This is a genomic window from Methylolobus aquaticus, assembly GCF_054172105.1.
This window is the reverse complement of sequence record NZ_JBSYXP010000004.1, coordinates 74,080-98,900: the sequence shown is the minus strand read 5'-3', so window position 1 is coordinate 98,900 and position 24,821 is coordinate 74,080. Positions and strand designations below refer to the sequence as shown.

Here is a 24,821-nt window from a genome sequence, read left to right as displayed (position 1 = left end):
CGGCGCCGACGCATCGTTAGCAACACCAAAAGGCCGGCGACACGAGGTCGCCAGCCTTGGCTCAAAAACTGCCGATAGTGGAGTCGACAATTATTTGATGTCTACCGAAGCTCCGGCCTCTTCCAGCTGCTTCTTGATGTCGTCCGCCTCTGCCTTAGGCACGGCTTCCTTGACCGTCGAGGGCGCTCCCTCGACCAGATCCTTCGCTTCCTTGAGGCCCAGACCCGTGATCGCGCGAACGACCTTGATCACGTTGACCTTATTGGCGCCGAAGCTCGTCATCACAACGTCGAACTCAGTCTGCTCCTCTGCCGCGGCAGCAGCCGGCCCGGCAGCCGCCATCGGGACCGCAGCGACAGCAGCCGCGGCGGAGACGCCGAACTTTTCTTCCATGGCGGAAATCAGGTCGACGACCTCGAGGACCGTCATATTCCCAATGGTTTCCAAAATGTCTTCTTTAGATACAGCCATTTCGCACTCCAACGAAAAATCGATTCACCAGTAGCCCAGGGACTTAGGCAGCCTGCTTTTGGTCCCGTACGGCCGCTACGGTCCGCACCAGCTTGGCATGGGGTTCCTGTAGCGTACGAGCCAACTTTTCGATCGGCGCCTTCATCACGCCCAGCAGCATGCTGAGGGCTTGATCCCGCGTCGGCAATTTCGAAAGTCTCTCGAGCTCAGACGCCCCGTACTGCTTACCGCCCACCGCCACCAATTTCACGGACAACTTGTCGTGAGTCTTGGCAAAGTCGCTGAACAAACGCGCCGCCGAACCCGGGTCCTCAAGCGAGAACGCGAGAATGAGCGGACCGATCAGACTTTCCTGCATACAGGCAAAGTCGGTCCCCTCTACGGCTTTACGCGCCAGGGTGTTCTTCACGACCCTCAGGTACACTCCCGATTCCCGCGCGGTCTTGCGCAAGGTCGTGAGGTCCGAAACGGTCAGACCGCGATACTCTGCGGCCACGGCGGAATGGGCTTTTGCGGCGATAGCGGCAACTTCAGTGACGACAGCTTTCTTGTCATCCAGTCTCAGTGCCACGTGCTACCTCCAAGATAAACCGAGCAACCCTACGAGTCACTCAGAGCCTCAAAAAGCACCCCCTTTCCAGGGGGTGCGCTCTCAAAAACGGTTTCCGCGGCCGAATTGGCTTCAGTTACCGTCTGCGCAGGCAGATCATTAAGCAGCCACGCTGCACCTGCGGTCTTTGACGGCTACCGGGCTCACCCGGCAACCCAAAGTCTGCTTAGATTCAGGCCGACAGGCTGCTCTGGTCGACGCATAGGCCCGGGCCCATGGTCGACGAGACGGTGACCTTCTTCACGTAGACGCCCTTGGACGTGCTCGGCTTGGCCTTCTTCAGGTCGACCAGCAAGGCTTCGAGGTTCTCCCGCAGCGCCGCCGGCGTAAAGCTCACCTTCCCCAGCGTGCAATGGATGATGCCTTTCTTGTCGGTGCGATAACGGACCTGACCCGCCTTCGCATTCTTGACGGCGGTGGCCACGTCGGGGGTCACCGTGCCGGTCTTCGGGTTTGGCATCAAACCGCGGGGCCCGAGAATCTGACCCAGCGTCCCGACGACGCGCATCGCATCGGGCGCGGCCACGACCACGTCGAAATTCAACTCTCCGGCCTTGACCTGTGCCGCGAGGTCATCCATGCCGACGATGTCGGCACCGGCCTCACGAGCCGCATCGGCCGCAACGCCCTGAGCGAACACAGCAACCCGAACGGACTTCCCCGTGCCATTCGGGAGCACGGTGGCACCGCGCACGGCTTGATCCGACTTCCGGGGATCGACGCCGAGATTCACGGCTACATCAATCGCCTCGACGAACTTAACTTTCGAAAGACTGGTCAGCAGAGCGAATGCCTCTTCCGCGGCATAGACCTTGCCCGCCTCGACCTTGCTACGGAGTTCCTTCTGCCGTTTACTCAAACCGGCCATCACACGCCCTCCACTTCGAGGCCCATACTCACGGCGCTGCCCGCGATGGTGCGGACTGCCGCATCCATGTCCGCAGCGGTCAAATCCGGCATCTTTGCCTGAGCAACGGATTCAAGCTGCGCTCGCGTGACGGTCCCGATCTTGTTGGTGTTCGGATTGCTGCTTCCCTTGGTCAGCCCTACGGCCTTCTTCAGCAGCACGGTCGCCGGGGGCGTCTTGGTAATGAAGGTGAAGCTGCGGTCGCTATAAACCGTGATGACCACGGGCAACGGCAAACCCTTTTCGACGTTCTGCGTGTGAGCGTTGAACGCCTTGCAGAACTCCATGATGTTAACGCCGCGCTGACCCAGCGCCGGACCTACTGGAGGACTCGGATTTGCCTCGCCAGCCTTGACTTGCAGCTTGATGTAAGCCGTGATTTTTTTTGCCATGATGTTTCCTGATGGGTTGTAGCGCTTACGGGTAAGCTCCCCTGGGGCGACTGCGTACGGCAGTCAACGTGTTGATCAGGCCTTCTCGACCTGACCGAATTCAAGCTCGACCGGGGTAGACCGACCGAAGATCAGGACCGAGACACGCAACTTGCTCTTGTCGTAGTTCACTTCTTCGACCACGCCATTGAAATCCTTGAACGGCCCCTCGATGACCCGTACCACTTCACCGACCTCGAACAGCACCTTAGGACGAGGCCGCTGTGAGCCTTCTTCAACGCGACTAAGGATCGCGTCTGCTTCCCGGTCACTGATCGGTGCCGGCTTGTCAGAGGTGCCGCCGATGAAACCGAGCACTTTCGGCACTTCCTTCACCAAATGCCAAGTCTCGTCGTTCAACTCCATTTGCACGAGAACGTATCCGGGGAAGAACTTCCGTTCGCTGCGACGCTGCTGCCCCATGCGCATCTCCAGCACTTCCTCGGTTGGGACAAGGATCTTGCCGAAATATTGTTCGAGGCCGGCGCGAACGATGCGCTCTTCGAGGGACTTCTTTACGTGATTCTCGAAATTGGAATAAGCGTGGATCACGTACCAGCGCAATGACATCGTCACCCACCCTGCCCGGTCAGCGTCGTCACGACCCAAAAAAGCGCCATGTCGAGCAGCCACAAAATGAGGCCGACCAGGAAAACGAGAGCGAAAACGATCAAGGTCGTCTGCATGGTTTCCGGGCGCGTCGGCCAAACCATTTTGCGGACTTCGCTGCGGGACTCACGAAAGAACGCCCACAGTCCGCGCCCCAGACCGGTCGTAAAGACCAATGCACCCGCCAGCGCCGCCGCGCCCATTACACCGAGCACACGGTAGAACACGGACTGCTCAGTGAAGTAGTAGTACGCGACCACTCCAGCCACCATAAGGACGCCCGCGAAGACGAGCTTCGCAGTGTCAAATGCACTGGACATCGATTCTGCCTGGGTTGTCATCGGACTAACGACACGCGTGGGAAAAAGTGGCAGGCCAGGAGGGGCTCGAACCCCCAACCTGCGGTTTTGGAGACCGCTGCTCTACCAATTGAGCTACTGACCTGTAAAAGTGACCGGTCTCGCTCGCCACTGAGCGAGACCGGCTCGAGAACCGATTACTCGATAACCTTGGAAACGACGCCAGCACCGACGGTACGGCCACCTTCGCGTACCGCGAAGCGCAAGCCCTCTTCCATCGCGATCGGCGCGATCAACTTGATCTGCACCTTGATGTTGTCGCCCGGCATCACCATCTCGACACCCTCCGGCAACTCCACCGAACCCGTCACGTCCGTCGTCCGGAAATAGAACTGCGGCCGATACCCATTGAAGAACGGCGTATGACGACCACCCTCTTCCTTCGACAACACGTAAATCTCGGCCTCGAAATGCGTGTGCGGCGTGATCGAACCGGGCTTCGCCAACACCTGTCCGCGCTCGACATCTTCCCGCTTGGTGCCGCGCAGCAGCACACCGCAGTTGTCGCCCGCCACGCCTTCGTCCAGCAACTTGCGGAACATCTCAACACCGGTGCAGGTCGTCTTGACGGTGTCCTTCAAACCCACGATCGAGACTTCGTCACCGACCTTGACCTTGCCACGCTCAACACGTCCCGTCACCACCGTGCCACGACCGGAAATCGAAAACACGTCTTCGATCGGCATCAGGAACGGCTTCTCAATGGCCCGCTCCGGCTCCGGGATGTAGCTGTCCAGCGCCGCCACCAGGGCCTCGACCGCCGGCACGCCAATCTCGCTGGTGTCGCCTTCCAGCGCCTTCAGCGCCGAACCCTTGACGATCGGAATGTCATCGCCCGGGAAATCGTACTTCGACAGCAACTCACGGACTTCCATCTCGACCAGTTCCAGGAGCTCCGCGTCATCGACCATGTCCGCCTTGTTCAGGAACACCACGATGTACGGCACACCGACCTGACGCGCCAACAGAATGTGCTCCCGCGTCTGCGGCATCGGACCGTCCGCCGCCGAACACACCAGAATCGCTCCGTCCATCTGCGCCGCACCCGTGATCATGTTCTTCACGTAGTCGGCATGACCCGGACAATCCACGTGCGCATAGTGCCGGCTCGGCGACTCGTACTCGACGTGCGCCGTCGCAATCGTGATGCCCCGCGCCCGCTCCTCCGGTGCATTGTCGATCTGATCGTAGGCCTTGAACTCGCCCCCGAACTTAATCGCCATCACCTTCGTCAGCGCCGCCGTCAGCGTCGTCTTGCCATGGTCCACATGACCAATCGTCCCGACGTTCACGTGCGGCTTCGTGCGTGTAAATTTCTCTTTGGACATCCGCCGATACCCCTGCTCTTAGATTTATTAAAAGTCCTACAGCAAACTGGAGCCCATAACCGGATTTGAACCGGTGACCTCTTCCTTACCAAGGAAGTGCTCTACCGACTGAGCTATATGGGCGCGAACATGTAGCGCACCTGGAGCGGGTGATGGGAATCGAACCCACACAGCCGGCTTGGAAGGCCGGGACTCTACCGTTGAGCTACACCCGCTGGAAACAATCGAAACTGGTGGAGGGGGGAGGATTCGAACCTCCGAAGGCTGAGCCGTCAGATTTACAGTCTGATCCCTTTGACCGCTCGGGAACCCCTCCGAAATTAAGACGGCAATTATCGTCGCACTTGCGGCACGCTGTCAACCACCATCATGAGATCATCTTTGCGGCGGAGCGTTCAGCGCGTTCATCGCCGCAGCGAGATCGCCAGCAATCAAGGTGGGAAGCGAATCGGCGACTCTCCCTACGGCCGCCCTGATCGCCTCCTCCTCGCTGGCCGGCGCTTTCGCCAAAACATAAGCAGCACCTCCCTCTTTGGAGGTCGCCCGCCCGATGCCCAGGCGGAGGCGAGGAAAATCCGCAGTCGCGAGAACGGCGATCAGGTCGCGAAGACCATTGTGCCCGCCATGACCACCACCAAGCTTGAGCTTCGCCACACCCGGGGCAAAATCCAATTCGTCATGTACCACAAGAATCTCCGCTGGGGAGATATTCCGATACCGGGCATACGTCTGGACGGGCAGCCCGCTGCGATTCATGAACAACAAAGGCTTTAAAAGGTGGACAACTCGACCATTCACGGCGATTTCAGCCGCCTCACATTGCCCACGATTTTCGGACCGAAAAGTTCCGCCATGACGCCGCGCGACTTCCTCGACAAACCAGAACCCGGCGTTATGTCGGGTCCGCTCGTACTGCACACCCGGGTTCCCGAGCCCAACGATGAGCCGGATGCACGTTGGCGCCATGGATCCCTACCCGAGGTCGACGAGACAATGCTAACTTGCCAGCGCCGCGCCGACCGTCGAACCTCAGACTGACTCGTCCGTCGTCTCGGTGCCGGTGCGACTATGCTGAATAGCCACCACAGGCAAGTCATGCTCCGGACCCTGAGCCAACGCCGGCAGCTCGACGTTTGCGGGTAGCTTCAAATCGGACAGATGGAAGGTCTGCCCCAGATCGAGGAGCGCGAGGTCGACCTCCAGAAATTCAGGCAGATCAGCCGGAAGGCAGGCGACTTCGACATCGATAAGATTGCGACTGACCATACCGCCCTTTTTCACGCCCGGGCACGTACCCTCGTTGATGAAATGCAACGGAACATGAACACGGAGCTTCTCGGTCGCGCTGACGCGTTGAAAATCCATGTGCATGACGATTGGCCGACTGGGGTGGCGCTGGAGGGCTTTCAGCACCGCCTTCTCTTCGCGACCGCCAACCCTGATGGTCAGCACGTGGGAATACACTGCCTCGTTTTCCAGCTTCTTCAGCACATCATTATGGTCCAGTGAAACCGACACCGGGTCGGCCCCTGCACCATAGATGACGCCCGGGACGCGACTCGTACGCCGCAGCCGGCGCGCCGCGCCCTTGCCACATGGGGCTCTCAATTCCGCTTCAAACTCAAATCCGCCTACCATCTTTCTCTCCAAAATACTCTAAGCAGATAAAACACAGATTCGCTCAGTCCACATACAGGGAGCTGACCGACTCACCCATTGCGATGCGCCGGATCGTTTCGGCCAGCATCTCGGCGATGCTGAGCTGCCGAATCTTCCCGCACGCGGCCGCCTCCGCGCTCAGCGGAATCGTGTCCGTGACGACGAGCTCGTCCAACACGGAGCGGTTGATATTGTCCACCGCGGGCCCGGACAACACGGGATGGGTGCAATAGGCAACCACCCTCAGCGCGCCGTGGTCTTTCAACGCGCCAGCAGCCTTGCAGAGCGTACCGGCGGTGTCGACCAGATCGTCCACCATCACACAGCTACGCCCCTCGACGTCACCAATGATATTCATGACCGTCGACTCGTTCGCCCGCGGGCGGCGTTTGTCGATGATGGCCAGGTCGGCTTCGTCCAGACGCTTCGCCAAAGCCCTGGCCCTCACGACTCCGCCCACATCCGGCGAGACCACCATGAGCCCCTGATACTTCTGCCGCCAGACATCGCCGAGCAGGATCGGCGACGCATACACGTTGTCCACCGGGACATCGAAGAATCCCTGGATCTGATCAGCGTGCAAGTCGACCGTCAACACCCGATCGGCACCCGCCGAGCAGATCATTTTCGCCACCAGCTTGGCGGTAATCGGCACCCGGGCCGACCGGATGCGCCGATCCTGCCGGGCATACCCGAAATACGGGATCACGGCAGTGATGACCGAGGCCGATGATCGCCGCAGCGCATCAATCATGATCAACAACTCCATCAGGTTGTCATTGATCGGAGCGCACGTGGGCTGTACCACGAAGACCTCGCGTCCTCGAACGTGCTCATCGATTTCCAGCTGGATTTCGCCATCGCTGAAACGTCCGACGCGAGCCATGCCCAGTCGCATGTTCAGCTTGCGCGCGATGCCCTCCGCGAGGGGGAGATTGGCATTGCAGGAAAAGACCATGAAGGACGCGTCGGACATGGTACTGACCAAGACTGTTTCAGAGAGGATTCGCGCGAAAACTGGCTGGGGCGCTAGGACTCGAACCTAGGAATGACGGGATCAAAACCCGTTGCCTTACCGCTTGGCTACGCCCCAAAAAAATAAAAGACAGCTCCCTACGGCGCCGACGGCAGCGCCTGAAGCAAGGGCGAGCGATTGAGTGCCCGCGCCGTGAAACACAACCACTGCGACTCCAACATCTGCTCGGCCGCGCGCTCAGCCTGAGCCTGCTCCTCGAACGTCGCAAAGACGCACGCACCCGTTCCCGTCAGCCGCGGCTTCGCGCCCAGATCGGTCAAAGCCGCGAAGGCAGCCCGAACGGCCCCGTAACGCCCGAGAACTACCGGCAGGCAGTGATTCTCGTGGCTGCCGTCGAAAAAAGCGCGTATTGTGACGGGCGGGTTATCCCTTGTCAATTCCGGCGCATTGAACACGTCTGCGGTCGACACATGGCAGGCCGGGACGACAACGAGGTACCAGGGCTCAGGCAAGTCCAGGGGCACAAGCTGCTCCCCAACCCCCTCCCCCCAAGCAGCCTGACCGAACAGAAAGATCGGCACGTCTGCACCGAGCCTCAAGCCCAGATCCTGCAACTCCTGCAACGTCAAGCCGCATTCCCACAATGCATTCAGGCCAGCGAGAACCGTCGCTGCGTCGGAGCTACCCCCGCCCAGTCCGCCACCCATCGGCAGATTTTTCTCGATCGCAATGTCGACGCCCCGACGCGGGCCGGTGTGACTTTGCAACAGGGCCGCGGCACGCACCGTCAGGTCCGAGTCTGCAGGCACACCGGGAAGCGGGGTCTGCAGACGGATGCTACCGTCGCTGCGCTCCCGCAGCGTGATCCAGTCGCAGCGGTCAATGAATTGAAATACCGTCTGCAGCAAGTGGTACCCATCCGGCCGTCGCCCCACGACACGCAGCATCAGGTTCAGCTTGGCCGGCGCCGGCAAGCGCAGTACCTTCGCATCAGCCACGTCCGACACCCCTACGGCAGAACTTCCCATTCATCGACCACCAGCTTCAGTTTCATTTCATCTCCGCTCGCCGACAGCTTGCGCGGCAACGCCACGCCCTGCGCCGACACAAACTGCTCGTAGGCCAGCGACCAGCCTTCCTGCTTCAATTCCCGCAGAAGACCGGCAGCATCGTACCGTGGCACGGCGGCCCGAGCGGGCCGCGGCACACCGATCACCCAGTAGCGGAGACTGGACAATGGCACGGGAAAACCGAGTTCCTGCCGCACCAGCGCTCCGGCATCGCGTGAAGTCTTGACCTCGCCGCGGTCGTCCCGAATCAGGATCCAGTCGTCCTGTAAAACGATCGATACACCACCCTGACTCAGGGGACCGGAAACCTGGACGCGGTCCTGCGCGTTCTCGTGCTCCCACCGGATGCTGCCATGGAACCCCTCCGACGCGGTCTGGACCCCGATGCGACCCACCATCCGCCAGTGGGCCAGCCCGAGCAACCGACTTTGGGCGTCAGGCGTTGCAGCGACCGGCGGCAAGCGCGGAGCACAGCCCGACGATGCGAGACCGAGCAAGAAGGAGATCAGGGCATAGTAAACGCAAGACCGAAGGCTCACCGCAGAAACGCTTCCCGGTACTTGGACCGTATGCGCTGCATCTCCCGATGCTCCGGATCCTTGCTTAAGGCGCCCCGCCATACGCGCCGCGCTTCTTCCCGGCGCCCGCTTTCCCACAATACTTCACCGAGGTGGGCGGCGATTTCCGGGTCCTTGAAAAGACGGTGGGCACGCTCGAGATAATCCAGCGCGACATCCAGATTACCCAGGCGATAGTGGAGCCAACCCCAACTGTCCATCACCGCCGGATCATTCGGTTTCAGTTGCATCGCCCGTGCGATGAGGGACTTCGCCTCGTCGAGCCGAAGGTTGCGATCGGCCAGTGTAAAGCCGAGCGCATTCAACGCATTCGCATCGTTGGGGCTCTTCTCGATGACGGCGCGAAGATCTGCCTCCAGCAGATCCGCGCGACCCAGCTGATCAGCAACCAGCGCCCGGCTGTACAGAAGTTCTGCCCGTCCCGGATCCTCCGCCAGTGCCGAGGTCAGCAGATCGAAAGCCGCCTGCGGCTCCTTACGCTTCACGAGGAGATCGGCCTCGACCAGATACAGGCGCAGCGACTCGTTCGGAAAGCGCTGACGCAGTTCGCTAAGCCGGCCGCGCGCTTCGTCCACGCGTCCGAGACTGACCAGTACGGTCACCGCGTTGACTCGCGCATCGAACTCACTGGGCCCCGAGTCGACACGATCGAAAAAGACCAGCGCATCCGGGAGGTGGTTTTGACGCAGTTCGAGCAGACCGAGGTAGAAACTGGCCTGCCCGCGCCACTTCTCGGTACCCAGCAGTTTGCGCAACTCCCCCCGCGCCGACTCTTCCTTGCCGGTCTCCAGTAACAGCACCGCGAGACCAAATCGCGCATCATCGTTACCCGGATCACGGGACAGAACGCCTTTCAGTTCCCGCTCTGCGCCACGCAGATCGCCCGTCTTGGTCAGGAATTGCGCCAATATCAGGCGCAGTCGATCGTTCGCGGGATCGCGGCTGACGGCCTTGCGAATGATATCTCGCGCCGACTCGGAGTCACCCATTTGTGACATCAACTGAGCCTGCAGCAGTTGCGCGCGGCTCCACCGTGGCTGCATCGATAAGGCTTTCTGGGTCTGATCCAGTGCCAGCGCGTATTCCCCCTTGTTGGTGGCAAGCAACGCATAGGCGAAGTGGACCTCGGCGACATGCGGAAAGGCTTCCTGAAGCGACTTCATCACACTCAGGCCGTCTTCCTTAGACAACTCGCCGTCCAGCATCTTGACCAATTCGATCAGCGTGCTCTCGACATCGACCGACGGCAGGCTCAATAGCGTCCGCAACTGAGCCACCCCCTGTTCGAGATTGCCCTGCTTCAGATTCAGGATTGCGGAAATTCGCTTCGGGGCCGTGTTCGACGGATCGCGTTGGCTCCACAGAGACGCCGCTTCCGCCGCACTGCCGAGATTTTTGGCGTAGAGGGCTATCTGTGTCGCACGCTCCGCCACCTTGGGATCGGGGGTCAGCTTCGCGGCTTCGAGGTAATGCTCCAGTGCGCCTGCGTAATCGCCCCGCTGTCCAGCGATTTCGGCGCTGAGCACCAGATAGACATACTCCGAGGCCTGGGGCAACGGGGAATGGCTGGTCCGCAGGTCGTTCGAGGCAAAATCCACCCCATTGCGAGCCGTTCCGAAAAGCCCATTGCAGGCAACCAGCAGCGCGGCCAGCACAAGGCCGGGAAGCAAAGGTCTCAAGATGGAAATCACAATTGGCGCAACAACAGTCCGCGGGTCATGTCTGAAACCGCAACCGTCTGCGCGCACGGCCCGCAGCGCAGTCCCCCCCCCCTCCAACGAACGGCAGGAATCCTGCCGAACAAAGGATCGAGCGTAAGGTCGAGCGATCTGAGGTTTCCGTAAGCGACACGTCGAAATGGAAGGCTGGCCGCAGCGCGCTATGACGTTGCGCTTTGGACTTGAGGACGGGCTTTTCTTACAATTATACGCTTGATCGCCGCGATATTTCAGTAGATGTCGATTTTGACTTTGGGCTTAAGCCATCATACCGCCCCGCTTTGCGTTCGGGAACGGTTAGTGCTGCCCTCTGATCGGCTGGCCTCTGCGTTGCGCGATCTTGTCGCGATACCTGACGTGGAAGGTGCAGCGATTCTCTCGACCTGCAATCGGACCGAGCTGTACTGTGAATCGGAAGTGACCCAAAGCGAGGTGCTCATCGACTGGATCGCTCGCCAGCAGCAAATGTCACCCGGTGATATCCGCCCTTATCTCTATCAGCACCGCGGCGCCGACACGATCCGTCACATGTTCCGGGTCGCCAGTGGCCTCGACTCGATGGTTCTGGGGGAACCGCAGATCCTCGGCCAGTTGAAACAGGCTTACCAGACGGCCAATGCGGCCGGAACACTCGGCAAGGTCCTGAGCCGGCTCTTTCACCACGCATTCTCGGCCGCCAAGAAAGTTCGTACCGACACGGCGATCGGATCCAGCCCCGTATCGGTCGCGTTCGCTGCCGTGCGGCTGGCACAGCGCATCTTCGACGACCTGAGCGAGCAGACTGCGCTGCTAATCGGCGCCGGCGATACCATAGAGCTCACTGCGCGCCACCTCGCCGAAAACAGGATCGGCCGCCTGATCGTTGCCAACCGGACTTTTGACCGGGCCCATGCGCTGGCATCCCAGTTTGGCGGCTTTGCAATATCGCTCGACGAGTTGCCTCTGCATCTGGCCAAGGCGGACATTCTCGTCTCGTCCACTGCCAGTCCGCTACCGATACTCGGCAAGGGAAGCGTGGAGAGTGCGATCCGCGCGCGCAAGCACAAACCGATGTTCATGGTCGATCTCGCCGTGCCACGCGACATCGAAGCCGAAGTCGAACAACTCCCCGACGCCTACCTGTACACGGTCGACGATCTCAAGGACACGATTGAAGAGAACCTTGAATCGCGTCGCGAAGCGGCAAAGAAGGCTGAGGAGATCCTCGACGTCGAGGTGGCACATTTCGTCGGGTGGCTCAGGGCGCAGGGAGTAAACACGACCATCTGCGATGTCCGGGCACATGCTCAGGAATTGCGCGACCGCGCCTTGTCGAAAGCACTGCGCGCCCTACGCAACGGGCGGGCGCCCGAAGACGCGTTACAATTGCTGGCCGACACGCTGACCAACCAGCTGCTGCACACCCCCAGCCTGCAGATCCGCATGGCGGGCATCAATGAACGCCCCGATCTTGTCGCCGCGGCTCGGGAACTCTTTCAGCTCAAGGACCCCTCCGACCCGTGAAGGCGAGCATCCAGACCCGACTCGAAAGCCTGTCCGACCGCTTCGACGAAATCACGGCGCTGCTGACCGACCCCGAGGTACAGGGCGATCAGGACCGCTTCCGATCCATGAGCCGTGAGTATGCACAGCTGAACCCGGTGATCACCTGTTTTCGCGCCTACCGCGACGCACTGGACGCCGTCGTCTATGCCGAATCACTACAACAGGATCCGGATCCCGACGTGCGCGCCATGGCGCGCGAGGAATTGGACGACGCTCAAAACAAACGCGACGAACTGGACCAGCAACTCCAGATCTTGCTGTTGCCCCGCGATCCGAACGACGAACGCAATATCTTTCTCGAAGTCCGGGCCGGCACCGGAGGCGCTGAGGCCGCCTTGTTCGCGGGCGACCTGCTGCGCATGTACACACGCTATGCCGAAATCTCCGGCTGGAAAACGGAGATCGTCAGCGAAAGTGAAGGAGAGCACGGCGGTTACAAGGAAGTCGTCTTGCGGATCACGGGCCAGGATGTTTATTCGCGGCTGAAGTTCGAGGCCGGCACCCACCGCGTCCAGCGTGTGCCGGAGACCGAAGCCCAGGGCCGCATTCACACGTCGGCCTGCACCGTCGCAATACTCCCCGAGGTCGACGAGGTCGAGGTCGACATCAATCCGGCCGACCTGCGCGTGGACACCTACCGCGCCTCGGGTGCAGGGGGCCAGCACGTGAACCGGACCGACTCGGCAGTGCGCTTGACGCATATCCCCACGGGCATCGTTGTCGAATGCCAGGACGAGCGCTCGCAGCATAAAAACCGGGCGCGCGCGATGTCGCTGCTGAAGTCGCGCATCCTGGCCGCCGAACAGGAAAAGCAGAGCGCCGAAATCGCCGCGTCGCGGAAACTGCAGGTGGGTAGCGGCGATCGCTCAGAGCGCATCCGCACATACAACTTCCCACAGGGCCGGCTGACGGATCATCGCATCAACCTGACCTTGTACAAACTCGATGCGATCATCGCCGGCGACCTCGACCCGGTCATCCAGCCGCTGACCAACGAGCATCAGGCCGAATTGCTTGCCCAGCTTTCTGAAGCCTGACGGACCGGCGCCGACTCTGGCCGAGGCGCTCCGTACTGCCTCGCGTCGGCTCGAGACCGCCAGCCCCTCGGCACTGCTCGACGCCGAGATCCTGCTGGCGCATGTGCTCGGGAAATCCCGCACTTACCTTCGCGCGTGGCCAGAGGCATCCCTGGAACCGGAACCGCGGGCGCATTTCGATGCATTGATCGAACGGCGCGGCAACGGCACACCAATTGCCTATCTGACCGGGTCACGCGAGTTCTGGTCCCGGGACTTTCTCGTGACACCCGCGGTATTGATCCCGCGCCCGGAAACGGAGTTGCTCGTGGAGGTGGCGCTAGCCCACCTTCGTGAACATCCGACCGCGACGGTACTCGACCTTGCGACCGGTAGCGGCGCCATTGCCGTGACGCTGGCAACCGAGTATCGGACCGCCACCGTGTCCGCCTCCGATATCAGCGCTCCAGCACTGACAGTCGCTCGACGCAATGCGGCACGCTGGGGAGCCGCGGTGCGTTTCTTGGAATCCGACTGGTTCGCAAATTTGCCGGCCGGGCTGGAGTTCGATCTGATCGTCTCGAACCCGCCGTATATTCCGGACACCGACCCGCACCTGGGAGAGGGCGACCTCCGATTTGAACCACCGGTCGCGCTGCAGGGAGGGCCGGACGGCATGGCTGCCTACCGGACCATCGCCGAGCAGGCCTGCGCTCGCCTGCGCCCGAACGGCGTGTTACTGCTGGAACACGGCTTCGATCAGGCGGATGCCGTTGGCGCACTGCTGAAGCAGCACCGCTACCGCCACATCGACCATCACGCCGACCTCCAGGGGCACTGGCGTGTGACCCGCGCGACGGCCCCCGAGGGGTGAGCCGCTGCGTGGGCGCGGAGCCCTGAGGCTGCCGGAAACCCAGCTACTTGACCCGCATCCCGGGCTGCGCGCCGGCGTCGGGTGATAGCAGGAAGATGTCCGCGCCACCAGGTCCGGCCGCGAGCACCATGCCCTCGGACAGGCCGAACTTCATCTTGCGCGGCGCCAGATTCGCAACCATGACCGTCAACCGCCCGATCAATGCTTCGGGCGGATAGGCCGACTTGATGCCGGCGAACACTGTCCGGTTCTCGTTGCCGAGATCCAGCGTCAGCTTCAGCAACTTGTCCGCCCCCTCGACATGCTCGGCGTTCGCGATCTTCGCCACACGCAGATCGAGCTTGACGAAATCGTCGATCGTGATCGTTTCGGCAATGGGGTGAATCTCGTGCTGCTGATGCTCGCTGGGCTTGGCCGACGAGCGGACCGGCACTTCCGTCGCTGCCAAGCTGGCCTGATTGGCCGCGACCAGCGAATCGACGCGCGCCTTGTCGATACGTGTCATCAAGTGCTGATAAGGCTTAATGCGGTGCCCCGCCGTCAGCGGCATACCAGCATCCTCCCAACTCAGCGGCGGTACGGCCAGAAACGTCTCGACGGCCTCGACGACGGCCGGCAACACCGGCTTCAGGTACACGGTCAGGATTCGGAACAAATTGAGACTTAGCGAACAGATGCGCTGCACATCCGCCTCGCGGCCCGGTTCTTTGGCGAGTGCCCACGGCGCCTGATCGTTCACATACTGGTTGACGCGGTCGGCGGCCAGCATGATCTCGCGCATTGCCTTTGCGCAGTCGAGCTTTGCATAGCCCGCCTGCGCGCGAAACCCAGCCGCCAGCACGTCCGCTACCGTCGCGATGGCATCGTCTGCAGGTTCGGTCGCTTCCGCGCCCTGAAGCTCACGCCACTCCTGCGCTGCGAGCAGCCCGACTCCGAACTCGCCGAGGATCTCATTCGCGTAGTGCTGACCGCGATGGATCACCTGACGATACGCATCGAAAATCCGCTGGACTGCAGGCTCGGGTGCGGCGAGTTCTCCGCCGCTGCGCTCGGAAATGAACTTCGCGGTACGGCTCGCGATATTGACATATTTACCGACCAGATCGCTGTTGACGCGCAGCACGAAGTCATCGAGGTTCAGATCGATGTCTTCCATGGTGCCGTTCAGCTTGCAGGCGTAGTAATAGCGCAGCCATTCGGCATTCAGCCCCTGCTGCAGATAGCTTTCAGCCGTGATGAAGGTACCCCGGGATTTGGACATTTTCTCGCCGTTCACGGTCAGGAAACCGTGCGCGAAAATCCGGGTCGGTGTGCGGAAGCCGGAAAAACGCAGCATGGCCGGCCAGAACAGGGCATGGAAGTACAGGATGTCCTTGCCGATGAAGTGGTACAACTCGGTATCGGAATCCGCGCGCCAGTAGTCCTCGAAATCGAGGCCGGTGCGGCCGCACAGCTTCGCGAAGCTGCCCATGTAGCCGATCGGCGCGTCCAGCCAGACATAAAAGTATTTCCCCGGCGCGTCCGGGATCTCAAAGCCGAAATACGGCGCATCGCGCGAAATATCCCAATCCGCCAGTCCTGACTCCAGCCACTCGTTCATCTTGTTCGCAGCTTCCGACTGCAGGTGACCGGCCCGGGTCCACTCCTTGAGGAATGCCGCACATTCGCCGAGCTTGAAGAAGTAGTGCTCGGACTCCTTCCGGATCGGCGGAGCCCCCGAGATGGCCGAGTACGCATTGATCAGGTCGGTGGGCGCATAGGTCGCGCCGCAGGCTTCGCAGCTGTCCCCATACTGATCCACCGCGTGGCAGCGCGGACACTCGCCCTTGATGAAGCGGTCGGGCAGGAACATCGCCTTGACCGGATCGTAGTACTGTTCGATCGCCCGTACCTCGATCAGGTCCTTGTCGCGCAGCGCGCGATAGATGCGCTCCGCAAAAACGCGTGTCTCGTCGGAATGCGTCGTGTAGTAATTGTCGAACTCGACCCGGAAACCGGCGAAATCGCGCGAATGCTCGGCGTGCACGCGGGCGATCAACTCTTCGGCGGGAATGCCTTCCTTCTCGGCGCGGAGCATGATCGGCGTGCCATGCGTGTCGTCCGCGCAGACATACCAGCATTCGTGCCCCTGCATCCGCTGGAAACGCACCCAGATGTCGGTCTGGATGTATTCGACCAGATGGCCGAGATGGATGGGGCCATTGGCGTAAGGCAGGGCGCTGGTGACCAGGATTCGTCGCGGCGTGTTCATCGGGTTATGGCAGTCCATAAGGCAAGCCGGTCATTATCCCATATCCGCCGGGCGGCTCGTTCGCGGCGCCCTGCAGCTGCCCTGCCAGTGCGACGGCAGCGGCCCCACCGTGTACAATGACGATTACAACCGACCTGGCAGATTTTCCCGCATGCCTCTCTCGAACAACGACGTAGAAGCCGTTCTCCGCACTCTGATCGATCCCAACCTCGGCAGCGATCTGATCAGCGCCAAAGCCGTCAAGCAGATCGCGATCGACGGCACGTCCATCGAGCTATGCGTGCGGCTCGGTTATCCGGCCCGCAGCTTCTGGCCCGAACTGACCGAAGCTATTCGCGAGAGCCTGACGGCCACCCTCGGCGCGACGGCAGTGAGCATCGACATCGGCACAGAGATCGTCTCGCACGCGGTGCAAAAGAACCTGGCACCACTGCCCGGTGTCCGGAACATCATCGCAATCGCGTCCGGCAAGGGCGGCGTCGGCAAGTCGACGACCGCCGTCAACCTCGCGCTCGCGCTCGCCGCCGAGGGTGCCCGCACGGGCCTGCTCGATGCCGACATCTACGGCCCGAGTCAGCCCCTGATGCTCGGCGTCACAGGACGCCCCCAGACGGACGGCAAGAGCTTCTCGCCGGTCACGGCGCTTGGCTTGCAAACCATGTCCATCGGCTACCTGATCGATGACGACACGCCGATGATCTGGCGCGGCCCGATGGTCACCGGCGCGCTGACGCAACTGCTGAAGGACACGAGCTGGGACGATCTCGACTATCTTGTCATCGACCTGCCGCCCGGCACCGGGGACATCCAGCTGACCCTCGCGCAGCAGATCCCCGTTTCCGGGGCCGTCATCGTCACGACGCCTCAGGATATCGCGCTGCTCGACGCGCAGAAGGGACTCAAGATGTTCGAAAAGGTCAGCGTCCCGGTGCTCGGCTTGATCGAGAACATGAGCATTCATATCTGCAGCCAATGCGGGCATGCCGAGCCGATTTTCGGCGCCGGCGGCGGACAGCGGATGGCGGAGCGCTACGGCGTGGAGTTGCTCGGTGCCCTGCCCCTGGACATCCGGATCCGGGAAGCGGCCGACGGCGGTCGGCCGACCGTGATCTCCGACCCGGATAGCAGCGCAGCTCAGATGTACAAATCCATCGCCCGCAAAATGGCGGCGCGCCTCGCGCGCAAAGCCAAGGACTACAGCGGCCGGTTTCCCAAGATCACCGTCACGAACACCTGAACCTCCGCCGCCTGACACGACATTATGGGTATCAAGTCGGACCGCTGGATCCGCAGCATGGCGGCCGAGCACGGGATGATCGAACCGTTCGAGCCGCAGCAGATACGTCACGCCGCCGGTGAGCGCGTCATCTCGTACGGCACGTCGAGTTACGGGTACGACATCCGCTGTTCGAACGAATTCAAGATCTTCACGAACATCAATTCGGCCATTGTCGACCCGAAGAATTTCGATGAAAGCAGCTTCGTCGACGTCAAGTCAGAGGTCTGCATCATTCCCCCGAACAGCTTCGTGCTGGCCCGCACGGTGGAGTACTTCCGGATTCCGCGCGACGTGCTGACGATTTGCCTTGGCAAGTCGACCTATGCCCGGTGCGGCATCATCGTGAATGTCACCCCTCTGGAGCCCGAGTGGGAAGGCCACGTGACGCTCGAGTTCTCCAACACGACACCGCTGCCGGCAAAAGTCTACGCCAACGAGGGCGTTGCCCAGGTGTTGTTCATTGGCGCCGACGAGCCATGCGAAGTTTCCTACCGCGATCGCGGCGGCAAGTATCAGGGCCAGACCGGCGTCACCCTGCCCAAGGCCTGACCTGCCGCACCGTCCGCCGCGGAATACAGCCCCTCCCCGAGGACTCCATATCATGAATGCATCCCACGATGCTTTTCTGGAAGCCCAGCAGTACATTCCGGGCGGCGTCAACTCGCCGGTGCGAGCGTTCCGTGGGGTCGGCGGCGATCCGCTGTTCATCGCGCGCGCGGCAGGCCCCCACCTCTACGACACCGCTGGTCGCACCTACATCGATTACGTCGGCTCCTGGGGTCCGATGGTTCTCGGTCACGCCCATCCCGCGGTGTTGAGCGCGGTACATGCCGCCGTGGACCGGGGCCTCAGCTACGGTGCGCCGACCTTGATCGAAACAGAGATGGCAAGGCGACTGTGCGAATTGGTGCCCTCGCTGGAACTGGTCCGCATGGTCAGTTCCGGGACCGAGGCAACGATGAGCGCGATCCGGCTGGCGCGCGGCTACACCGGGCGCGACAAGATCCTCAAGTTCGAAGGCTGTTATCACGGTCATTCTGACTCGCTGCTCGTCAAGGCCGGTTCGGGCGCGCTGACGCTCGGCGTGCCGAGTTCTCCCGGCGTGCCCGCCTCGCTCGCCGAACACACGCTGACCGCCGCCTTCAACGACAGCGAACAGACCGAGCTGCTCTTTGCCGAGTATGGGGAGCAGATCGCGGGGGTCATCGTCGAGCCAGTGGCCGGCAACATGAATTGTGTGCCGCCTGCTCCCGGCTTTCTGGAGACACTGCGCGAGCAATGCACACGCTACGGCAGCGTGTTGATTTTCGACGAAGTAATGACCGGTTTTCGGGTCGGTATCGGCGGCGCCCAGGCGTTGTACGGCGTCATACCCGACCTGACGACACTCGGGAAGGTGGTCGGCGGCGGAATGCCGGTCGGCGCGTTCGGCGGCCGGCGCGACATCATGGAGCGGATCGCACCGCTTGGTCCCGTCTATCAGGCAGGGACCCTGTCGGGAAATCCCGTCGCGATGACCGCCGGACTGAAGACCCTGGAATTGATCGCGAAGCCGGGGTTCTTCGAGCGGCTTGCCGACCTGACACGTTATCTGACGGAAGGACTCAGTGAGCGGGCGCTAAGGGCGGGAATTCCGTTCATGGCGCAGAGCGTCGGCGGCATGTTCGGGCTGTTCTTCACTCCCGAGGCGGAAATCACCCGTTTCGAGCAGGTCATGGCCTGCGACCAGGAGCGGTTTCGCCGCTTCTTCCATGGCATGCTGGAGGAAGGCGTCTATCTCGCCCCGTCAGCTTTCGAAGCGGGATTCGTCTCGATTGCGCATGACGAACCCGTGATCGACCAGACACTGGCAGCGGCGGACCGTGTTTTCGCCCGCCTCTAGGCGGAACGCTGCGGGCGAAGGCTGACGCGCCTGGGGGCGCGCTTGCGTGAAGCTCGCTGACGAATGTCAGCGCTTCATCATGTTGAAAAACTCGGCGTTCGTCTTGGTGTCCTTCAGTTTGCCGAGCAGGAATTCGCTGGCCGCCATTTCATCCATCGGCTGGAGTATCTTGCGCAGGATCCAACATTTCTGCAGCTCGTCCGCCGGCACCAGGTATTCTTCGCGGCGGGTCCCCGACCGGTTGATATTGATCGCCGGATACACACGTTTCTCGGCAATCTTGCGGTCCAGGTGCAGCTCCATGTTGCCGGTACCCTTGAACTCCTCGTAAATGACCTCGTCCATGCGCGACCCGGTATCGACCAGCGCTGTGGCGATGATGGTCAGGCTACCGCCCTCCTCAATGTTGCGTGCGGCGCCAAAGAAGCGCTTCGGCCGTTCCAGCGCATTGGCGTCGACACCACCGGTCAGGACCTTGCCCGAGGGCGGGATCACGGTATTGTAGGCACGTGCGAGGCGCGTGATGGAGTCGAGCAGTATCACCACATCCCGCTTGTGCTCGACGAGGCGTTTGGCCTTCTCGATCACCATCTCGGCGACCTGCACGTGCCGGGCGGGCGGTTCGTCGAAGGTGCTGGACACCACGACACCCTTCACGCTGCGCTGCATCTCGGTGACTTCCTCGGGCCGCTCGTCGATCAGCAGCACGATCAGGTAGCACTCCGGATTCTTCTCGGCGATTGATTGCGCCAGATGCTGCAGGATCATCGTCTTGCCGGCCTTCGGCGGGGACACGATCAAGCCGCGCTGCCCCTTGCCGATGGGCGCGATCAGATCGATCACACGCGCCGTCAGGTCCTCCGTCGTACCGTTGCCCAACTCCAGCGTGAAACGCTCGACCGGAAACAGCGGCGTCAGGTTCGAGAACAGGATCTTGTGCTTGGCGTTTTCGGGCGGCTCATAGTTGATCTGCTCGACCTTGAGCATCGCAAAGTAGCGTTCGCTGTCTTTCGGCGGCCTGATCTTCCCCGAAATGGTGTCCCCGGTCCGTAGACTGAACCGCCGGATCTGGCTGGGCGACACGTAGATGTCATCCGGACCGGCCAGGTACGAGCTGTCGGTCGAGCGCAGGAAGCCGAAGCCATCCTGCAAGATCTCCAGCACCCCGTCCCCATAGATATCCTCGCCATTTTTCGCGAGCTTCTTGAGCATCGAGAAAATCAGGTCTTGCTTCCGGGTGCGGGCCACGCCCTCGATGTCCATCGACTCGGCGAGTTGGATGAGTTCGGATACGGGCTTGCGCTTAAGATCGGTCAGGTTCATGGCGTTAGAGCACGGCAGGATGATGCGAGGAACGAGAGTCTTGGAGATCGGAAGGAAGATCCCGGGAAGGGAGCCTGAACAGGCGGGCTTCCGCGACGTACGCGGAGCGGGGATCTACAGATGTGAACGGTCGTAGGTTACCACACGGGCCGCGCCCCGTCCACCGTGATGGGACGAGAGGCAGCCTGTGGCGAAGAGCCGCAAATTTACAGGTGCGTATCCAGGAAAGCGGTCAACTGGGACTTCGACATCGCACCGACTTTGGTTCCCTCGACCTCGCCATTCTTGAACAGCATCAGGGTGGGAATACCGCGAACGCCAAACCGCTGCGGCGTTGTCGGGTTGTCATCGATGTTCAACTTGGCCACGGTCAGTTTGCCGGCGTAATCGGCAGCGATTTCGTCGAGTATCGGCGCTATCATCTTGCAGGGCCCGCACCATTCGGCCCAGTAGTCCACGAGCACGGGTTCCGGAGACTTGAGAACCTTCTCCTCGAACTCTCCATCGGTCAAATGCACAATGTTCGCGCTCACCATTAACTCCTTGATCTCAGCACCAATTCGCAAACGGGTCCGGGCAACGCCACGGACCGGAACCACATGTAGGCAGAATGAACCGGAATTTGAGCCTAAACCGGGCGATTTTGCAAGCCCAAGGGGCAGCCGCAGAACGAGCCAAGCGACTCCGAGCAAGGCCTGTAGCTTGGAAGCCAGGACGACCCGGCAACCTTAGTTGCGGTTTCGCCGCAAACCGTGAACGAGATGCTCTGCCGAGTCACCCCCCAGAGCCGACACCACGTGTGAGCGGGTCTGTGCTGCCAGTTCATCCCGCGCCTTACCGCTGGCGGTGACCGGCGGACAGAAGCTCAACTCAACGGCGATGCGCCTTTCCCCGAGCAAGCGCCAAAGATGCGGCAGAAAGTCATCATCCCCAACGAACGGGACATGCTCGCGGCCCGCGCCGTGATAACGGATCGCGACCGGCTGGACCCGGGCTCCGACCCGCACGGCCGGCCCGAACAACCGTGCGTGGAACCGCATTACTGCGGCCCCGGTACTGCTTGTGCCCTCGGGAAACAGGGCGACGGCCTGCCCTTGCCGCAACAGCCAGGTCATCCGGTCGGCCACCAGACCACTGCTTGCCAGATCGCCGCGCCGGACGAGCAGAGTTCCCGTACCCTTGGCCAGAAAGCCGACAAGGGGCCAAGTTCCCACTTCACTCTTGGCAACAAAAGTCAGTGGTCGGCAGGTGCCGAGCAGCACGATATCCAGCCAGGAAACATGGTTGCTGACCCACAAAGCCGCGTCGGGACACGGACGCCCTGTTACCCGCACGTTCACGCCCAGGATGCTCAGCAAGGCGCTATACCAAGCCACTTGGATAGCCCCTTCCAAACGGCGGGCGGGCAAGAGCGGAAGACAGCGAAGCACCGGGAAAAGCAGGCCGACAGTCGCCAAGCCAGCGGCGAACATGAGCCCGATCAGCGCGGCTCTAGACCATTGCAGAAATCGTCGCATGCTCGGCTTCCTTGACTCCGACGAAGCGGCGCTCGTAACGTTCCGCCAACCGGTCCAGCGACAGCAGGACGAATACATCCATGACGTTGAAATCAGGATCCCAGCAGGGATCGCCGCAGACCCAGGCGCCCAGCCTCAGATACGCCTGTAGCAGCGGTGGAATGCCACTCTCATCACGCTGGCAACGCTGTTGCGCGGGCACCGGGAGACGCGACCGCACGCCCAGTTCAGCCGGCCCCAACTGCGCCGGCGACAATTGGCTGTAGACCGCATCGACCGCAAAGCCGCTCGGGCCGGGCGGGATGCTCGCGCAGCCCATCAGATAATCGAAACCTCGTTGCGTGGCGTAGTCGGCCAATTCGGCCCACAGCGCCGCAATGATGACCCCTCCACGATATCCAGGCGCGACGCAGGTTCTCCCGATCTCGAGGAAACGGCCGGGACGCGCCAGCAGTCGGTCGAGTTCGAACTCGCTCTGCGAGTAAAATCGCCCGAGCCGCCGAGCCTCGGCGTCGCGCAACAGCCGCGTGCAGCCGATGACTCGATCGGACACCTGATCGACCACGACCAGATGATCGCAGTAGGCATCGTATTCGTCACAGTCGAGACCGGGTACCAGGGAGTGCAAACGAGCCCCCATCTCACCGGCAAAAACCTGGTAGCGCAAAGCCTGCGCCTTGCGCACCATTTCTCCGTCGCGCGCCAAGAGTGTGGCGAAGCGGCGCGATCGGGACGGCCGCGCCCCTGCAGTTGAGTCCAGCACTGTGCAATCTCCCGCGAGTTGGTAAATATCACGCCACCTTAGGGCAGGTGCGTGACAACTTGCGGAAGCTCAGATGACGCTAAGATGAAACGGCGCGGACCCGAGTCTCAGTCAGGCGTTACGGCGCGCAGGTCGTCGATTGCAGTAAATTCGTCGATGTGCCGCGGCGGTTGATTGAGGTCCGGCCTGCGGACGGCTATGGTCTGGCCTATCCCCTGACGCCGGGCGGACTGGAGCACTGCAAGGCTGTCATCGATGAGCACGCTCCGGTGCGGCAGGAACGGCTCGACCTCGTGCAGCCGCGTCCAGAAAACAGACGACTCCTTCGGCACACCGAGTTCATGTGAACAAACCTGTGCCGCGAAGAACCGATCCAGGCCGGTGCGGTCCATCTTCAGGGAAAGACTCGCCGGATGAGCGTTGGTGACCAACACGACACGCACCGGGAGTGCCTGCAAGGCTTGCAGGAAAGCCTCCGCGTACGGCATCACCGTAATGGCCGATGCGACTTCCCGCTTGAGCGCGATCAGGTCCAGCTCGAGTTCGGCGCTCCAGTAATCGAGGCAATACCAGGCCAGCGCACCCTCCTGGGTCTGATAGCGCGCCGTAATCCGTGCCTGAGCATCGAGAACGCTCAAGCCGCGGGCTTCGGCATAGCGACGCGGCACCAACTCGCGCCAAAAATAATTATCGAACCCCAAGTCCAACAAGGTGCCATCCATATCCAGAAACACCGTGTCGATCCTGCTCCAGTCAATCATCGGTTATGATCCTCCAAAGAAACATGATCCCAACCCGACGAATGTGAGCAGCAAGGGAACCTATTCCATGCCAATATCCAGAGAACCATCGCAATATCTCGAATCCGTTGTCGCCTTGACACGCGAAGCGGGAAAGAAAATCCTCGACATCTACGGCACCGACTTTCTGGTTGACCTGAAGGGTGATGATAGCCCGTTGACACAGGCCGATCTTGCGGCACACGAAAGTCTGGTCCGCGGCCTGGCGACCCTGCACCCCACTCACCCGATCATCTCCGAGGAATCCACCGCCGTCGCGCCGGAGATCCGTAAGGCCTGGCAATCCTGCTGGATGATCGACCCGCTCGACGGCACCAAGGAATTCATCAAGCGCAACGGGGAGTTTACCGTCAATGTTGCGCTGATCTTCGACGGTCAGCCGGTGCTCGGCGTGGTTTACGCGCCTGTGCTCGACCTCACGTATTTCGCCGCGGAAGGTTGCGGCGCCTACAAGCAGAGCGGAGACGAGGTTCCCGAGCCAATCCGCGTCAGGGACCGCCGCGGGGATAGGCTGACGGTCGTCGGGAGCCGGTCGCACCAGACCGAGGAACTGATGCAGTACCTTACCCGCCTGGGGGATCACGACCTGACATCCATGGGCAGCTCGCTTAAGTTGTGCCTCGTCGCCGAGGGCGCCGCGGACATCTACCCGCGTATCGGGTTGACGTCGGAATGGGATACGGCCGCCGCGCACTGCGTCGTGCGTGAAGCGGGCGGCCGAGTAACGGATCTCAAGGGACTGGAACTTCGCTACAACGAACGGGACACCTTCCTGAATCCCTACTTTCTGGCGTTCGGCGACAAGACGACAGACTGGTGCCAGTACGCGGAAGGGATCGCTGGCTGATCGAGCGT

General features: G+C 61.5%; 26 protein-coding genes and 5 tRNA genes. 7 read left to right on the top strand and 24 right to left on the bottom strand.

The genetic code is table 11. From position 1 onward, the window contains the following. Nucleotides 1–90 precede the first annotated feature (90 nt). From rplL to ACW73L_RS06455, 18 genes are all read right to left on the bottom strand, one after another. Nucleotides 91–471, bottom strand: coding sequence for a 50S ribosomal protein L7/L12 (gene rplL / locus ACW73L_RS06540; RefSeq protein WP_139557377.1), 381 nt, complete (start codon nucleotides 469–471; stop codon nucleotides 91–93). A 43-nt stretch (nucleotides 472–514) separates the two neighbouring features. Next, entirely contained in the window at nucleotides 515–1,042 is a 528-nt protein-coding gene (rplJ, locus tag ACW73L_RS06535; RefSeq protein WP_139557378.1) for a 50S ribosomal protein L10, read from the bottom strand. Nucleotides 1,043–1,253: 211 nt separating this feature from the next. Then, a complete protein-coding gene (gene rplA / locus ACW73L_RS06530) occupies nucleotides 1,254–1,949 on the bottom strand; it encodes a 50S ribosomal protein L1 (RefSeq protein WP_498920842.1) in 696 nt (231 codons plus the stop codon). Beyond that, nucleotides 1,949–2,380, bottom strand: a complete 432-nt coding sequence (gene rplK, locus ACW73L_RS06525) for a 50S ribosomal protein L11 (protein WP_139557380.1) — start codon at nucleotides 2,378–2,380, stop codon at nucleotides 1,949–1,951. The genes rplA and rplK overlap by 1 nt, the downstream gene beginning before the upstream one ends. Nucleotides 2,381–2,455: 75 nt before the next feature. Then, nucleotides 2,456–2,989 (bottom strand): transcription termination/antitermination protein NusG, encoded by a 534-nt coding sequence (gene nusG, locus ACW73L_RS06520; RefSeq protein ID WP_139557381.1) that lies wholly within the window; start codon nucleotides 2,987–2,989, stop codon nucleotides 2,456–2,458. Between the two features lie 2 nt (nucleotides 2,990–2,991). Next, nucleotides 2,992–3,369, bottom strand: a complete 378-nt coding sequence (secE, locus tag ACW73L_RS06515) for a preprotein translocase subunit SecE (RefSeq protein WP_139557382.1) — start codon at nucleotides 3,367–3,369, stop codon at nucleotides 2,992–2,994. Nucleotides 3,370–3,396: 27 nt separating this feature from the next. Beyond that, nucleotides 3,397–3,472: transfer RNA gene (locus ACW73L_RS06510), tRNA-Trp, on the bottom strand. A 52-nt stretch (nucleotides 3,473–3,524) separates the two neighbouring features. Then, nucleotides 3,525–4,715: an elongation factor Tu gene (tuf, locus tag ACW73L_RS06505; protein WP_139556295.1), complete on the bottom strand. Its 1,191-nt coding sequence runs from the start codon at nucleotides 4,713–4,715 to the stop codon at nucleotides 3,525–3,527. A 47-nt stretch (nucleotides 4,716–4,762) separates the two neighbouring features. Then, a tRNA-Thr gene (locus tag ACW73L_RS06500) sits at nucleotides 4,763–4,838 on the bottom strand. Nucleotides 4,839–4,856: 18 nt separating this feature from the next. Then, a tRNA-Gly gene (locus ACW73L_RS06495) sits at nucleotides 4,857–4,930 on the bottom strand. 16 nt (nucleotides 4,931–4,946) lie between these two features. Beyond that, nucleotides 4,947–5,031: transfer RNA gene (locus ACW73L_RS06490), tRNA-Tyr, on the bottom strand. Between the two features lie 59 nt (nucleotides 5,032–5,090). Beyond that, nucleotides 5,091–5,681 carry an aminoacyl-tRNA hydrolase gene (pth, locus tag ACW73L_RS06485; protein ID WP_498920839.1) on the bottom strand — a complete coding sequence of 197 codons (591 nt, stop codon included), beginning with the start codon at nucleotides 5,679–5,681 and terminating at the stop codon, nucleotides 5,091–5,093. Nucleotides 5,682–5,744: 63 nt separating this feature from the next. After that, nucleotides 5,745–6,353: a 50S ribosomal protein L25/general stress protein Ctc gene (locus ACW73L_RS06480; RefSeq protein ID WP_498920838.1), complete on the bottom strand. Its 609-nt coding sequence runs from the start codon at nucleotides 6,351–6,353 to the stop codon at nucleotides 5,745–5,747. 43 nt (nucleotides 6,354–6,396) lie between these two features. Beyond that, nucleotides 6,397–7,350: a ribose-phosphate diphosphokinase gene (locus ACW73L_RS06475; protein ID WP_139557385.1), complete on the bottom strand. Its 954-nt coding sequence runs from the start codon at nucleotides 7,348–7,350 to the stop codon at nucleotides 6,397–6,399. A gap of 42 nt (nucleotides 7,351–7,392) precedes the next feature. After that, nucleotides 7,393–7,467 (bottom strand) — tRNA-Gln (locus tag ACW73L_RS06470). 20 nt (nucleotides 7,468–7,487) lie between these two features. Next, the gene (gene ispE, locus ACW73L_RS06465; protein ID WP_498920837.1) at nucleotides 7,488–8,378 is read right to left on the bottom strand and encodes a 4-(cytidine 5'-diphospho)-2-C-methyl-D-erythritol kinase; all 891 of its coding nucleotides are present in this window, start codon (nucleotides 8,376–8,378) and stop codon (nucleotides 7,488–7,490) included. Beyond that, the gene (gene lolB / locus ACW73L_RS06460; protein WP_498920836.1) at nucleotides 8,360–8,959 is read right to left on the bottom strand and encodes a lipoprotein insertase outer membrane protein LolB; all 600 of its coding nucleotides are present in this window, start codon (nucleotides 8,957–8,959) and stop codon (nucleotides 8,360–8,362) included. The genes ispE and lolB overlap by 19 nt, the downstream gene beginning before the upstream one ends. Further along, nucleotides 8,956–10,668: a tetratricopeptide repeat protein gene (locus tag ACW73L_RS06455; protein WP_498920834.1), complete on the bottom strand. Its 1,713-nt coding sequence runs from the start codon at nucleotides 10,666–10,668 to the stop codon at nucleotides 8,956–8,958. Before ACW73L_RS06455 ends, lolB begins: the two co-directional genes overlap by 4 nt. Nucleotides 10,669–10,953: 285 nt before the next feature. Between ACW73L_RS06455 and hemA the strand changes: the two genes are divergently transcribed. The 3 genes from hemA to prmC are packed head-to-tail and all read left to right on the top strand — an operon-like array spanning nucleotide 10,954 to nucleotide 14,151. Continuing rightward, nucleotides 10,954–12,219, top strand: coding sequence for a glutamyl-tRNA reductase (gene hemA / locus ACW73L_RS06450; RefSeq protein WP_498920832.1), 1,266 nt, complete (start codon nucleotides 10,954–10,956; stop codon nucleotides 12,217–12,219). Next, nucleotides 12,216–13,298, top strand: a complete 1,083-nt coding sequence (gene prfA / locus ACW73L_RS06445) for a peptide chain release factor 1 (RefSeq protein ID WP_129884064.1) — start codon at nucleotides 12,216–12,218, stop codon at nucleotides 13,296–13,298. Before hemA ends, prfA begins: the two co-directional genes overlap by 4 nt. Further along, entirely contained in the window at nucleotides 13,276–14,151 is an 876-nt protein-coding gene (prmC, locus tag ACW73L_RS06440; protein WP_498920829.1) for a peptide chain release factor N(5)-glutamine methyltransferase, read from the top strand. Before prfA ends, prmC begins: the two co-directional genes overlap by 23 nt. 43 nt (nucleotides 14,152–14,194) lie before the next feature. Here prmC and metG read toward each other — a convergent pair whose 3' ends face one another. Continuing rightward, nucleotides 14,195–16,402: a methionine--tRNA ligase gene (gene metG, locus ACW73L_RS06435; RefSeq protein ID WP_498920828.1), complete on the bottom strand. Its 2,208-nt coding sequence runs from the start codon at nucleotides 16,400–16,402 to the stop codon at nucleotides 14,195–14,197. A 151-nt stretch (nucleotides 16,403–16,553) separates the two neighbouring features. Between metG and apbC the strand changes: the two genes are divergently transcribed. The 3 genes from apbC to hemL are packed head-to-tail and all read left to right on the top strand — an operon-like array spanning nucleotide 16,554 to nucleotide 19,563. Further along, nucleotides 16,554–17,639 (top strand): iron-sulfur cluster carrier protein ApbC, encoded by a 1,086-nt coding sequence (gene apbC / locus ACW73L_RS06430; protein WP_498920826.1) that lies wholly within the window; start codon nucleotides 16,554–16,556, stop codon nucleotides 17,637–17,639. Nucleotides 17,640–17,663: 24 nt separating this feature from the next. Further along, nucleotides 17,664–18,230, top strand: coding sequence for a dCTP deaminase (dcd, locus tag ACW73L_RS06425; RefSeq protein ID WP_498920824.1), 567 nt, complete (start codon nucleotides 17,664–17,666; stop codon nucleotides 18,228–18,230). 52 nt (nucleotides 18,231–18,282) lie between these two features. After that, nucleotides 18,283–19,563 (top strand): glutamate-1-semialdehyde 2,1-aminomutase, encoded by a 1,281-nt coding sequence (gene hemL / locus ACW73L_RS06420; protein WP_498920822.1) that lies wholly within the window; start codon nucleotides 18,283–18,285, stop codon nucleotides 19,561–19,563. Between the two features lie 66 nt (nucleotides 19,564–19,629). On the opposite strand, the gene rho is transcribed toward hemL, so the two are convergent. The 5 genes from rho to yrfG form a co-directional block, all read right to left on the bottom strand. Then, the gene (rho, locus tag ACW73L_RS06415; protein WP_498920821.1) at nucleotides 19,630–20,886 is read right to left on the bottom strand and encodes a transcription termination factor Rho; all 1,257 of its coding nucleotides are present in this window, start codon (nucleotides 20,884–20,886) and stop codon (nucleotides 19,630–19,632) included. Between the two features lie 206 nt (nucleotides 20,887–21,092). Next, complete coding sequence (trxA, locus tag ACW73L_RS06410) at nucleotides 21,093–21,422, bottom strand: thioredoxin TrxA (protein ID WP_201276208.1); 330 nt, start codon at nucleotides 21,420–21,422, stop codon at nucleotides 21,093–21,095. A gap of 192 nt (nucleotides 21,423–21,614) precedes the next feature. Continuing rightward, a complete protein-coding gene (locus ACW73L_RS06405) occupies nucleotides 21,615–22,403 on the bottom strand; it encodes a lysophospholipid acyltransferase family protein (RefSeq protein WP_498920820.1) in 789 nt (262 codons plus the stop codon). Then, complete coding sequence (locus ACW73L_RS06400) at nucleotides 22,378–23,166, bottom strand: GNAT family N-acetyltransferase (RefSeq protein WP_498920818.1); 789 nt, start codon at nucleotides 23,164–23,166, stop codon at nucleotides 22,378–22,380. The genes ACW73L_RS06405 and ACW73L_RS06400 overlap by 26 nt, the downstream gene beginning before the upstream one ends. Nucleotides 23,167–23,273: 107 nt before the next feature. After that, the gene (gene yrfG / locus ACW73L_RS06395) at nucleotides 23,274–23,927 is read right to left on the bottom strand and encodes a GMP/IMP nucleotidase (protein ID WP_498920816.1); all 654 of its coding nucleotides are present in this window, start codon (nucleotides 23,925–23,927) and stop codon (nucleotides 23,274–23,276) included. 67 nt (nucleotides 23,928–23,994) lie between these two features. On the opposite strand from yrfG, the gene cysQ reads away from it, so the two are divergent. After that, nucleotides 23,995–24,813: a 3'(2'),5'-bisphosphate nucleotidase CysQ gene (cysQ, locus tag ACW73L_RS06390; RefSeq protein WP_498920815.1), complete on the top strand. Its 819-nt coding sequence runs from the start codon at nucleotides 23,995–23,997 to the stop codon at nucleotides 24,811–24,813. The last annotated feature ends 8 nt before the right edge of the window (nucleotides 24,814–24,821 follow it).